The 11,245-nt window shown below is 61.3% G+C and carries 12 protein-coding genes; 8 read left to right on the top strand and 4 right to left on the bottom strand.

Annotated elements, in window-relative coordinates; translation table 11 throughout:
• Positions 1-100 precede the first annotated feature (100 nt).
• Together ACP39K_RS13280 and ACP39K_RS13285 are read left to right on the top strand one after the other, a co-directional pair.
• Positions 101-1,036 (top strand): fimbrial protein, encoded by a 936-nt coding sequence (locus ACP39K_RS13280; RefSeq protein WP_072009680.1) that lies wholly within the window; start codon positions 101-103, stop codon positions 1,034-1,036.
• Positions 1,037-1,055: 19 nt separating this feature from the next.
• Positions 1,056-1,547 carry a fimbrial protein gene (locus ACP39K_RS13285; protein ID WP_227944624.1) on the top strand — a complete coding sequence of 164 codons (492 nt, stop codon included), beginning with the start codon at positions 1,056-1,058 and terminating at the stop codon, positions 1,545-1,547.
• Positions 1,548-1,641: 94 nt separating this feature from the next.
• On the opposite strand, the gene ACP39K_RS13290 is transcribed toward ACP39K_RS13285, so the two are convergent.
• Positions 1,642-2,847: a serine hydrolase gene (locus ACP39K_RS13290; RefSeq protein WP_015377270.1), complete on the bottom strand. Its 1,206-nt coding sequence runs from the start codon at positions 2,845-2,847 to the stop codon at positions 1,642-1,644.
• Between the two features lie 467 nt (positions 2,848-3,314).
• Between ACP39K_RS13290 and ACP39K_RS13295 the strand changes: the two genes are divergently transcribed.
• Both ACP39K_RS13295 and ACP39K_RS13300 read left to right on the top strand, forming a co-directional pair.
• Positions 3,315-4,682, top strand: a complete 1,368-nt coding sequence (locus ACP39K_RS13295; protein ID WP_497008569.1) for a pyridoxal-phosphate dependent enzyme — start codon at positions 3,315-3,317, stop codon at positions 4,680-4,682.
• A 12-nt stretch (positions 4,683-4,694) separates the two neighbouring features.
• Positions 4,695-5,840 carry a trans-sulfuration enzyme family protein gene (locus tag ACP39K_RS13300; RefSeq protein ID WP_079450998.1) on the top strand — a complete coding sequence of 382 codons (1,146 nt, stop codon included), beginning with the start codon at positions 4,695-4,697 and terminating at the stop codon, positions 5,838-5,840.
• Positions 5,841-5,899: 59 nt separating this feature from the next.
• On the opposite strand, the gene ACP39K_RS13305 is transcribed toward ACP39K_RS13300, so the two are convergent.
• Entirely contained in the window at positions 5,900-6,922 is a 1,023-nt protein-coding gene (locus ACP39K_RS13305; protein WP_497008578.1) for an isopenicillin N synthase family dioxygenase, read from the bottom strand.
• Positions 6,867-7,103, bottom strand: coding sequence for a hypothetical protein (locus tag ACP39K_RS13310; RefSeq protein WP_100225598.1), 237 nt, complete (start codon positions 7,101-7,103; stop codon positions 6,867-6,869). Before ACP39K_RS13310 ends, ACP39K_RS13305 begins: the two co-directional genes overlap by 56 nt.
• A gap of 107 nt (positions 7,104-7,210) precedes the next feature.
• On the opposite strand from ACP39K_RS13310, the gene ACP39K_RS13315 reads away from it, so the two are divergent.
• Both ACP39K_RS13315 and ACP39K_RS13320 read left to right on the top strand, forming a co-directional pair.
• The gene (locus ACP39K_RS13315; RefSeq protein WP_048796629.1) at positions 7,211-7,867 is read left to right on the top strand and encodes an HAD family hydrolase; all 657 of its coding nucleotides are present in this window, start codon (positions 7,211-7,213) and stop codon (positions 7,865-7,867) included.
• Positions 7,868-7,956: 89 nt separating this feature from the next.
• Positions 7,957-8,577, top strand: coding sequence for a glutathione S-transferase family protein (locus tag ACP39K_RS13320; protein WP_033640845.1), 621 nt, complete (start codon positions 7,957-7,959; stop codon positions 8,575-8,577).
• A 13-nt stretch (positions 8,578-8,590) separates the two neighbouring features.
• On the opposite strand, the gene ACP39K_RS13325 is transcribed toward ACP39K_RS13320, so the two are convergent.
• The gene (locus ACP39K_RS13325; protein ID WP_243811070.1) at positions 8,591-9,691 is read right to left on the bottom strand and encodes a PQQ-dependent sugar dehydrogenase; all 1,101 of its coding nucleotides are present in this window, start codon (positions 9,689-9,691) and stop codon (positions 8,591-8,593) included.
• Positions 9,692-9,822: 131 nt separating this feature from the next.
• On the opposite strand from ACP39K_RS13325, the gene ACP39K_RS13330 reads away from it, so the two are divergent.
• Both ACP39K_RS13330 and ACP39K_RS13335 read left to right on the top strand, forming a co-directional pair.
• The gene (locus ACP39K_RS13330) at positions 9,823-10,242 is read left to right on the top strand and encodes a GNAT family N-acetyltransferase (RefSeq protein ID WP_016928392.1); all 420 of its coding nucleotides are present in this window, start codon (positions 9,823-9,825) and stop codon (positions 10,240-10,242) included.
• Between the two features lie 11 nt (positions 10,243-10,253).
• On the top strand, positions 10,254-11,237 hold the full coding sequence (locus ACP39K_RS13335) for a magnesium and cobalt transport protein CorA (protein ID WP_033640847.1): 984 nt from the start codon (positions 10,254-10,256) through the stop codon (positions 11,235-11,237).
• Positions 11,238-11,245: the final 8 nt, after the last annotated feature.

Below are 11,245 nucleotides of genomic sequence, written 5' to 3' on the forward strand. Positions count from 1 at the left end.
GCCTAATTAGCGCTATTTCATGGCGGCACCTAACCAAATGACACTATATAATCGGGATATTAATGTGAGAAAAACAACCATCCTATTTTTACAACACTGCCTGGCATTATCTTTTTTCGTACTCATTGGAAACGCCAATGCATTTACCTGTAAAACCTCCGACGGCGGGAGCATTGGTCAGGGGGGGTCAATGACGCCGGTCGACGTCAGGGTAAAGATAGGCCCTGAATTGTCCATCGGGAAAAATGAAATCGTCAACGTCAGCCAGGTGACCTGTAAAAACGACGTCGCCAGCTGGAAAGATATTTTACTCACCGGCAGCCCGGCGTTGACGATGAACACCGCCATTTTCGGTACGCTTGCCAACGGCATGACAATCAACGGCACCGACTACTTATCCCCGATCCAATCAGGTATCCAGGTGATGACGATTACTGGCCTAAACAGTGCCAGCATTTCCATCAGGGTTTACATCGTGCTCAACCGTTCGCCGACGCAGGATATCAAGGTGAACAAGGGCGACGTCATCGGCCAAATCAACTTTGAACAAAAAAATGACCAGTCAGGTTGCCCAAAGTGTGGGCCTTACCGGTGGCGCCTGATCGCCGACAACGACGCCTACTTCGTCACCACCAGTTGCACTATCAACAACGGCCAGCAGATTAACGTCGACTTTGGGCAGATCCGCCAGGACTTCCTCACGCAGAGCGCCAGCGACGCCCAACTCAAACAGGACAAGGCGCTCAGCTACCGGTGTGACGATCAGAGCGCGACACAAGACATTTTGGTTCGCATGGTCAGCGATGCCAGCGGCTTCTCCAGCGATTTCATCAAGACCTCCAATCCTAATGTCGGCGTAGCCATGGTGCACAATGGCGCGGTGGTGAAACCCAACAATACGTTCAGAACGCGCATCGTCAACGGGCTGGGCAACGACACCGTCACCTTTGTGCCAGTGAAGAACAATGTGCCTTACACCAGTATCGCCACCGGTCCGATGTCAGGCTCGGCCACGCTGATCTTCAGCGCACCTTGAGACGGGAACCCGAATGAACATGATGAGGAAAACGCGCTGCGCTCTGCTGTTTACGCTGGGTGTGATCAGCGCCGCCCCCCAGGCCGCCGACCAGGGCACCAAGGTCAGTATCACCGCCACCGTGGTGGCGCCTCCGCCTTGCGTGATCAACGACGGGCGCACCATCGATATCGACTTCGGCAAGGTCGGCATCAAACGTATCGACGGCAATCGCTATATGCAACGCATCGATTACAGCATCAAGTGTGAGTTTCTGGATAACAGCCGCCAGTTGAAAATGAAGATCATGGGCAGCGCGGCGGCCTTTGACAGCAGCGTGTTGAACAGCAGCGTCAATGGGCTGGGCATCAAACTGCTGGCCAACGGCAAGGCTTTCGCCATCAATACGCCGCTGAACATCGACTATACCAATCTGCCGACGCTTGATGCGGTGCCGGTGAAAAACAGCGCCGTCACCCTGGCGGAAGGTGACTTCTCCAGCGGAGCCACCATGCTGGTGGACTATTTCTGAAACGCCACGGATGCTGAAAATGAAAAAGCCGCAACGGAAGGTTGCGGCTTTTTCAGGAACCGCACGCGACGATGCGGCAGCGGTGTCAGAGCATTCAGCCGAAGATCCCGCCGAACCACTGGCTCAGCTTCATCATCACCATATCCCAGATGCGGCTGAAGAAGTTGCCCTCTTTCACCTCTTGCATCGCCACCAGCGGGTGCTGCTCGATGGTCTTGCCGTCCAGCTGGAAATCGATGGTGCCGACCACCTGGTTTTTCGCCAGCGGCGCTTCCAGCGTCGGTTGGGTCAGCTTGTAGCTGGCCTTCAGGTTTTTCATCTGCCCTTTCGGAATGGTGACCGAGGCGTCTTTCGCCACGCCGAGCGGCACTTCGCTGACGTCGCCGAACCACACTTTCTGGGTGACGAACGGTTTATCGGCCTTGATCGGCGTCGCGGTTTCATAGAAGCGGAAGCCCCAGGTCAGCAGCTTTTCGCTCTCGCTAAAGCGCACGCGATCGCTCGGCGCGCCCAGCACCACCGAGATCAGACGCATCGGGCCGTCGGTGGCGGACGCCACCAGGTTGTGACCGGCGCCGCTGGTGTAGCCGGTCTTGATGCCGTCGACGTTCAGGTTGCTGCTCCACAGCAGACGGTTGCGGTTAATCTGGCGGATCTTGTTGAAGGTGAACTCTTTCTCTTTATGCAGCGCGTATTCGTCCGGCACGTCGCGGATCAGCGCCTGGCTCAGCAGCGCCATGTCGCGCGCGGTGCTGTACTGCCCTTCCGCATCCAGACCATGCACCGTCAGGAAGTGGGTATTCTGCAGCCCCAGAGATTTGGCGTAGTTGTTCATCAGGCCGACGAACGAATCCTGGCTGCCCGCCACGTAGTCCGCCAGCGCGATGCTGGCGTCGTTGCCAGACTGGATCACGATGCCTTTATTCAGTTCCAGCACCGGCACCTGATCGCCGGGCTTGATAAACATCAGCGAAGAACCGCGCAGCGCCGGGTTACCCGGCGCCCAGGCGTCTTTGCCGACGGTGACCATGTCTTCCGGCTTGATCTTGCCGGCCTTGATCGCCTGGCCGATCACGTAGCTGGACATGATCTTGGTCAGGCTGGCGGGATCGAGACGGGTGTCGGCATTGCCTTCGGTCAGCACCTTGCCGCTGTTGTAGTCCATCAGAATGAAGGCCTTGGCGTCTACCTGCGGCGGCGCCGGCGGCTCAGCCGCGTGCACGGCCGGGGCGGCCAGCAACAGGATGCCTACGCTGAAGGTCAGTTTTTTCAGGGAAGTGGATAAGTTTTTTTTCATCATGACGTCGCCAGAGTGTCCATTCAAAACCATTGAAATAGCGTTAACTTTCAAACATGTTCACGTTTTAAGCCAACCAGCGAGAGTGGCCCGGTGCGCGCGTGCCGGCCGCAACCCCTTGCGGCGCCCGTAGCGGGTAACACAACGCACCGAAAATGCCCTTGCTGTGAGTTTATGTGATTTATCTTATTTTTGCAGGGTTTAGCGTGAATTTTCAGCATTTTTACATAACTGTACGCAGCCCCTCGCTTATCGTTCAAAAAAGCATCGCGACGCGCATTTTTGCATCCGCCCACGGCTACACGGCCAAGCATCTGCACCGCTAAACATCTGCGCATCTATACGTCTAAAAAAGATTAATATATTCCATAATGGCATATAGAACCGTTATTTGTTCTTTTTAAAGCGCTTATCCTCAGCGCTATCATCCGCACAAAGACTTTTATACCGAATAATCCTGGAGATGAGTCATGGCGATCCCCCATTCCGTCATCGAGATGATTGGCAATACCCCGATGCTGGAACTGACCCAGTTCGATACCGGCCCATGCCGGCTGTTCGTCAAGCTGGAGAACCAAAACCCCGGCGGTTCGATCAAAGACCGCGTGGCGCTGTCGATGATCGAACAGGCCGAGCGCGACGGCAAACTGCAGCCGGGCGGCACTATCATCGAAGCCACCGCCGGCAATACCGGCCTGGGGTTGGCGCTGGTGGCGGCGCTGAAAGGCTATAAGCTGCTGTTGGTGGTGCCGGACAAGATGAGCCGCGAGAAGATCTTCCACCTGCGCGCGCTGGGCGTGGAAGTGCTGCTGACCCGCTCGGACGTCGGCAAAGGGCACCCGGCTTATTATCAGGATTACGCTAAACGCCTGGCCGGGGAGATCCCCGGTGCCTTTTATATCGATCAGTTCAACAACCCGGCCAACCCGGCGGCCCATACCACCACCACCGCGCCCGAACTGTGGCGGCAAATGGAGCATGACGTGGACGCCATCGTGGTCGGCGTCGGCTCCGGAGGCACGCTGGGCGGGCTGAGCCACTATTTCGCCGAGGTTTCGCCGCAGACGGAATTCGTGCTGGCCGACCCTGCCGGCTCAATACTGGCGGACTATCTCGACAACGGCCACATCGGCGAAGCGGGCAGTTGGCTGGTGGAAGGCATCGGCGAAGACTTCGTCCCGCCGCTCAGCGACTTTGACCAGGTCCGCAATGCTTACCGCATCGGCGACGCCGAAGCCTTCACCACCGCGCGCGAGCTGCTGCGCAAGGAAGGCGTGCTGGCGGGCTCCTCCACCGGCACCCTGCTGGCCGCCGCATTGCGTTATTGCCGCGCGCAAACCGAACCCAAGCGGGTGGTGACCTTCGTCTGCGACAGCGGCAACAAATACCTGTCTAAAATGTATAACGACCACTGGATGCTGGAACAGGGTCTGCTGAGCAAACCGCAGCACGGCGATCTGCGCGATCTGATCGCCTACCGCCACGACGAAGGCGCCGCCGTTTCCTCCGCGCCGGACGATACGTTGGCGATCGTGCACGCCCGCATGCGGCTGTACGACATCTCTCAGCTGCCGGTGCTGGAAGGCGATCGGGTGGTCGGTCTGATCGATGAGTGGGATCTGCTGAACGCCGTCCAGGCCGACGCCACCCACTTCAGCCTGACGGCCGGCAGCGCGATGACCAAACAGGTCCATACGCTGCAAAAGGAAGCCGGCTACGAGGAATTACAGGCCACCTTCAACCATGGCCACGTCGCGGTGGTGCTCGACGGCGAGCGCTTCCTCGGCCTGATTACCCGCACAGACGTGCTTAACGCCTGGCGCCAAAAATTACGTTAATAAGGACCCATTATGGCCAAGTTTGATACGTTGACCGTTCACGCCGGTTACACCCCGGACGCGACCGGCGCAGTGATGCCGGCGATTTACGCCACCTCCACCTACGCCCAACCGGCGCCGGGCGAACATACCGGCTATGAATATTCCCGCAGCGCCAACCCGACGCGCACCGCGCTGGAAAGCGCCATCGCCGAACTGGAAGGCGGCAGCCGCGGCTACGCCTTCGCCTCCGGCCTGGCGGCCTGCTCCACGGTGCTGGAGCTGCTCGATAAAGACAGCCACCTGATCGCGGTGGACGACCTGTACGGCGGCACCTATCGCCTGCTGGAAAAAGTGCGCAGCCGCACCGCCGGCCTGCGCGTCACCTACGTGGCGCCGGCGGATCTCGCCGGGCTGGAACAGGCGATCGAGCCGGATACCAAAATGATCTGGGTCGAAACGCCGACCAACCCGCTGCTCAAGCTGGCGGATCTGAGCGCCATCGCCGCGATCGCCAAAAAGCATCAGCTCATCAGCGTGGCGGACAACACCTTCGCCTCGCCGTATCTGCAACGTCCGCTGGATCTGGGCTTTGACGTGGTGGTGCACTCCGCCACCAAATACCTTAACGGCCACTCCGATGTGGTGGCGGGCGTCGCGGCAGTGGGGGATAACCCGGCGCTGGCGGAACAGCTCGGTTTCCTGCAAAACGCCGTCGGCGGCATTCTCGATCCGTTCAGCAGCTTCCTGACGCTGCGCGGCATTCGCACTCTGGCCCTGCGCATGCAGCGCCACAGCGACAGCGCGCTGCGCATCGCCCAGTGGCTGGAGAGCCAGCCGCAGGTGGAAAACGTCTACTACCCCGGCCTGCCGAGCCATCCGCAGCATGCGCTGGCGGCACGCCAGATGACGCGCTTCGGCGGCATGATCTCGGTACGGTTGAAAGGCGACGACGCCTATGCGCGCCGGGTCATCCAGCGTTCGCGCCTGTTCACCCTGGCGGAAAGCCTGGGCGGCGTGGAAAGCCTGATCAGCCAGCCGTTCAGCATGACGCACGCCTCCATTCCGCTGGAACAGCGCCTGGCAACCGGCATCACGCCGCAGCTGGTGCGCCTGTCGGTGGGGATAGAGGATGTGGAAGATCTGATCGCCGATCTGCAGCAGGCGCTGGCGGAATAATCGCCGCATCAGCGCACGATCAGCCCGGCCGGCGCGCCGGGCTTTTTTACGCCCGTCGTTCAGACGCCGATGACGTCCTGATAAAAACGGTGCGCCACATCGGGATGGGAGCGGATGCGGCCTTTCAGGTAGTTATACCCCACGTCGCGCAGCAGCGGGTTGAGCGGATCGCTGGCCGGGCCGCGCGCCTGCGCCGCCAACTGCGGCGGCAATTGATACAGCGGCACCACCGCGTCCAGCCGTGCGCCGAGGAAGAACGCGATCGACAGCCTGTCGCGCCCCGCCGGCGGCGTTTCCACCCGGTGCACCGTGGCGCGCAGATAGCCGTTGGTCGCCAGTTCCAGCAGCTCGCCGATGTTCACCACGAAAGTGTCTTCACGCGGTTGGGCGTCGATCCACCGCCCTTCGCTCACCTCCACCTGCAGCCCTTTTTGCGCGTCCTGCAGCAGGAAGCTGAGAAACCCGGAGTCCTTGTGCGCGCCGACGCCCTGTGCGCTGCCGGTGACGTCCCGCCCCGGATAGCGGATCAGTTTGATGTGCTCGTTGGGCTTCTCGCCGTACAAGCGATCGAACGCCTGCTCCGGCAGCGACAGCGCCAAAGCGAAAGCGCGCAGCAGCCGCAGCGACATGGCGGTCATCGCCTGTTGCCACTCCAGCAGCAGCGGTTTCAGCGCCGGCAGCGCCGCCGGCCACTGATTTGGCCCCTGCAGACGCGCCCAGCGCGGCGTGTCATCAGCCAGCGTCAGCGCCGGGCGTTCGGCGCCGATATCGAACTGTTCGCGCCAGTCAGGCTGCCCGCGCGTGAGCTCCGCCGCCGCCCGGTTGTAACCGCGAAAGTGCGGCGAATGCACCATCTGCACCGCCAGTTTGTCGGCTTCCGGCAGGGCGAAAAATTGCCGCGCGGCGTGCTGCAGTCGCGCATTCAACGCGCCGTCCACGCCGTGCCCGCGCAGATAGAAAAAACCGACGTCGCGGGCCGCCGCGCGCAAATCGTCGAGAAAGGCGCGCCGCTGGCGCGCATCGCCGTCAAGCTGCGAAAGATCCAGCAGCGGCAACGTCTTCAGCGTCGTCAGGTGCGTCATCATGCGGTTCCTCTTCTTCCCCGATCACGATCGGGCTGCCGTACAGGCGAATAATCAACATTGTCACTCCCTGGCGGGTAGCTGCATTTGCCCCATAGTTACCATCGCGCTCGCCGGGACGGCCAATATTGTTGCGTTCTAAGTTATGCAAACGTTCAACAAACTGTCGCAAAACCGTCATCAATGTTTCTTATGCTCTGCGCAATTTCGCCGACGCCGCTGGCTGGCGACGTGCGCTATCCGCTATCCTGTAAACGACCTCATACCCTGCCTGCCGGAGAAATACTGATGGATTTAGCCTTATTCGACCTGGATGAAACCCTGATTGACGATGACAGCGCCAGCCTGTGGATCCGCTGGCTGGTCGGCCAGGGCTTCGCGCCGGCGGAGCTGGAACTGCAGGAGCAGCAGCTGATGCAGCTCTATTATCAGGGCAAGCTGTCGATGGAGGACTACATGCAGGCCACGCTGGCGCCGCTGACCGGCCTGAGCGTGCAAACCGTGGCCGGCTGGGTGCAACGCTACATCCGGCGCGACATCCTGCCGCGCGTCTATCCCGCCGCCCGTGAACGCCTGCAGTGGCACCGCGAACGCGGCGACTGCATCCTGGTGATCTCCGCCACCGGCGAACACCTGGTGGCGCCGATCGCCGAACAGCTCGGCGCCGACGATGCGCTGGCGATCGGCGTGGAAATCAGCGACGGCCGCTTCACCGGCCACACCTACGGCACCATGACCTACCAACAGGGCAAGGTGATCCGCCTGCAGCACTGGCTGGCGCAGCATCAGCACCTGAAATTCGAGCACAGCCACGGCTACAGCGACTCCCTCAACGACAAGGCGATGCTGCAATTCGTCGACAGCGCCACGGTGATCAACCCCGACAGCGAGTTGAGCGCGCTGGCGGCGGAGCGCGGCTGGGAAGTGTGCCGCTGGGAGCGTTGATCGGCAGACAAAAAATGCCCTGCGGTGTGACAAAAAGCGCGTTGTGGCGTAGGTATTAAGGGTCTTTCATCCGCTAACGGAGTTATCCCATGCTGACCATTTGGGGTCGTGAGAATTCGAACAACGTCAGGAAGGTGCTGTGGTGCGCCGCCGAACTGGGGCTGAGCTATACCCACATCAACGCCGGCGGCGCGTTCGGCAAGGTCAACGAAGAGAGTTACCGCGCGTTGAACCCGAACGGCCTGGTGCCGCTGCTGCAGGACGATGACTTCGTGCTGTGGGAGTCCAACACCATCGTGCGCTACCTGGCGGCGAAATTCGGCGACGCGGCGTTCTATCCGCAAGATCTGCAGGCGCGCGCCGCCGCCGAGAAATGGATGGACTGGACCACCTCGACCATCGTTCCGGCCTTCACCATCGTCTTTTGGGGCCTGATCCGCACCGCGCCGGAGCAACGCGACATGGCGAAAATCGAAGCGGCGATCGCCACGCTGGAAAAACACTTCGACGTCATTGAACAGACGCTGGCGCACCAGCCCTACCTCTCCGGCGACGCATTCGGCTTCGGCGATATCCCGCTCGGCAGCTTCGCCTACGGCTGGTTCGAGATGCCGATCGCCCGCCGCCCGCGGCCGAACATGGAGCGCTGGTATCAGCAGCTGCGCGCTCGCCCGGCCTATCAACGCGGCGTGATGAGCGAGCTCACCTGACGCGTGCGGGGCGTTACGACGCCCCGACCTTCAGCAGCTTGCCGTCCCGTTCGTCCGTCAGCAGATACAAATAGCCATCCGGCCCGCTGCGCACCTCGCGGATGCGTTCGCCGCGATCGCCCAGCAGCCGCTCTTCCGCCACCACTTTATCACCCTCCAGCGTCAGGCGAATCAGTGCCTTTTGCGCCAGCGCGCCGATGAACAGCGAGTGACGCCAGGCGGGGAAACGCTGCCCGTCATAGAACGCCATGCCGCTGAGGCCGGGCGAAACCCGCCAATAGTGCAGCGGTTGTTCGGTGCCGGGCACCCGCTCCCCTTTGGCCTCCGGGATCGGCTGGCCGGAATAGTTGATGCCGTAGGTGGCCAACGGCCAGCCGTAGTTTTTACCCGGCAGCGGGATATTGAGCTCATCGCCGCCGCGCGGGCCGTGCTCGTGTTCCCAGATCGCGCCGCTCCACGGGTTCAGCGCCAGCCCCTGGGGATTACGGTGGCCGTAAGACCAGACCTCCGGGCGTTTACCTGCCTGGCCGACCCAGGGATTATCCGGTGGTATCGTGCCCTCGGCGGTCAGCCGCACCAGCTTGCCCTGCAGCTTGTCGGTCTCCTGCGCCGTCGGCCGCTGGTTGTTTTCGCCCAGCGCGATAAACAGGTAGCCCTGCCGATCGAACGCCAGCTTGCCGCCAAAGTGATTGCCGACCGACAGCTTGGGCTGCTGACGGAAGATCACCTTAAAGTTTTCCAGCCGCGCGCCGTCGTCACTCAGGCGGCCATAGCCGACCGCCGTACCGGCTTTGCCGCCCTCGCCCGATTCGGCGAAGCTCAGGTACACCCGGCGGCTGGCGGCGAAGTCGGGCGCCGGCAACACCTCCAGCAGGCCGCCCTGTCCTTCGGCGTAGACCTGCGGCACGCCGGCGATCGGCGGCGACAGGCCTTTGCCTTGCTGCCACAGCCGCAGCCGGCCGGGCCGTTCGGTGATAAGCAGGCCTTGTTCCGCCGGCAAGAAGGCCAGCGACCACGGGTGTTCCAGGCCGTCCTGCAATTGGCTGACCGTCGGCGCGGCGTGCAGCAGGCCGCTGCACAGCAGCAAACCGGCCAGCAGAGTCAATCGGGGCATGGCGTCCTCCTGAAGATGAAATGACCCGTTTAGTGTAGTCCAGCCCATCGGAATGGGTGTTTACATTACATTTCAACGGGTTGCCTTTTAGCCGCAGTGTGCTTAAGTTAATCCATAACCCAGGAGGAAAAATGGACATTACCGTTACCGACGCGATTGACGAACATACCCTCGATGCGATCAGGCAAGGCCTGCGCGCTTACAACCTGCCGCATATCGACGCCAGCCACCGCAAGCCGCTCAGCGTCTATGCGCGCGACGAAGCCGGCACGGTGATCGGCGGCCTGACCGCCGAAACCTGGGGCAACTGGCTGAGCGTCGAGTGGCTGTGGGTGGCGGATACCCAGCGCGGCAGCGGCCTCGGCGGCCGGCTGATGCGCGCCGCCGAGCACGAGGCGCAGGCGCGCGGCTGCCGTTACGCCCGTCTCGACACCTTCAGCTTCCAGGCGCGGCCGTTCTACGAAAAGCTCGGCTATCAGTTGCAAATGACGCTGAAAGAGTATCCGGTGGAACACGAGTGCTATTTTCTTACCAAAACCCTGACTGATTGATGGATGGACAGATGGACAACAAAAGCATGGTGGTGAACTGTGTGGCGTACAAAGCCGGCCAACGGCTGGGCGAAGTGACCATCGACGATATCAGCGAGGTGGTCAAACAGCCGGACACCTTCGTCTGGCTGGGGTTGCGGCAGCCGGAGCCGGCGTTTATGCGCAAGGTGCAGGAGGAGTTCGGCCTGCACGATTTGGCGATCGAAGACGCGCTGTGCGCGCACCAGCGGCCGAAGCTGGAGACCTACGGCGACTCGCTGTTCATCGTGGTGAAAACCGCCCAGTGGGGCGAGCACGACGAAATCGAATACGGCGAAACCCACTTCTTCGTCGGCAAAAACTTTCTGGTGACGGTGCGCCACGGCGCCTCGCCCAGTTACGCGCCGATCCGCGCCAAAGCGGAAGAGAACCACAAGCAGATGTGCCGCGGGCCGGGCTTCGCCCTCTATTCGGTGTTGGACTTCGTGGTGGATAACTACCGCAGCGTGGTGACGCGCTTCGAGAGCACCATCGAGAACATCGAAGCCAACATGTTCCAGTCGGAGTTCGATCAGGCGGCGATCGAGAACGTCTATACCCTGCGCCGCCACCTGTTGGCGCTGCGCAACGCCGCGCTGCCGATGGATGAAATCTGCAACCAGCTGATCCGCCTGCACGAAGAGGTGATCCCGAAAGAGCTGCGCGCCTACGTGCGCGACGTGCAGGATCACGCGCATCAGGTGGTCAGCAACATCGACGACATGCGCGAAATGCTGACCAACGCCATGCACGTCAACCTGGCGCTGGTGACGGTCAAACAAAACGAAGTGGTGAAACGGCTGGCGGGTTGGGGGGCGATTTTGGCCATCCCGACGGTGATCTTCAGCCTGTACGGCATGAACTTCGCCGACATGCCGGAGTTGAAATTCCCATGGGCCTATCACGCCACGCTGGGGGCGACCGCCGTCGGCTGTATTTTCCTGTATCAGAAGCTGAAGAAATCGGGCTGGCTGTAAGCACCAAA

This window comes from Serratia sp. EC4 (genome assembly GCF_059652115.1).

What these genes read in the sequence shown, in the direction of transcription:
- ACP39K_RS13325 (WP_243811070.1), bottom strand. Translation starts at nt 9,691, where the DNA reads ATGCCCCGATTGACTCTGCTGGCCGGTTTGCTGCTGTGCAGCGGCCTG.
- ACP39K_RS13315 (WP_048796629.1), top strand. Translation starts at nt 7,211, where the DNA reads ATGGATTTAGCCTTATTCGACCTGGATGAAACCCTGATTGACGATGAC.
- ACP39K_RS13300 (WP_079450998.1), top strand. Translation starts at nt 4,695, where the DNA reads ATGGCCAAGTTTGATACGTTGACCGTTCACGCCGGTTACACCCCGGAC.
- ACP39K_RS13335 (WP_033640847.1), top strand. Translation starts at nt 10,254, where the DNA reads ATGGACAACAAAAGCATGGTGGTGAACTGTGTGGCGTACAAAGCCGGC.
- ACP39K_RS13290 (WP_015377270.1), bottom strand. Translation starts at nt 2,847, where the DNA reads ATGATGAAAAAAAACTTATCCACTTCCCTGAAAAAACTGACCTTCAGC.
- ACP39K_RS13330 (WP_016928392.1), top strand. Translation starts at nt 9,823, where the DNA reads ATGGACATTACCGTTACCGACGCGATTGACGAACATACCCTCGATGCG.
- ACP39K_RS13320 (WP_033640845.1), top strand. Translation starts at nt 7,957, where the DNA reads ATGCTGACCATTTGGGGTCGTGAGAATTCGAACAACGTCAGGAAGGTG.
- ACP39K_RS13305 (WP_497008578.1), bottom strand. Translation starts at nt 6,922, where the DNA reads ATGACGCACCTGACGACGCTGAAGACGTTGCCGCTGCTGGATCTTTCG.
- ACP39K_RS13285 (WP_227944624.1), top strand. Translation starts at nt 1,056, where the DNA reads ATGATGAGGAAAACGCGCTGCGCTCTGCTGTTTACGCTGGGTGTGATC.
- ACP39K_RS13310 (WP_100225598.1), bottom strand. Translation starts at nt 7,103, where the DNA reads ATGACGGTTTTGCGACAGTTTGTTGAACGTTTGCATAACTTAGAACGC.
- ACP39K_RS13295 (WP_497008569.1), top strand. Translation starts at nt 3,315, where the DNA reads ATGGCGATCCCCCATTCCGTCATCGAGATGATTGGCAATACCCCGATG.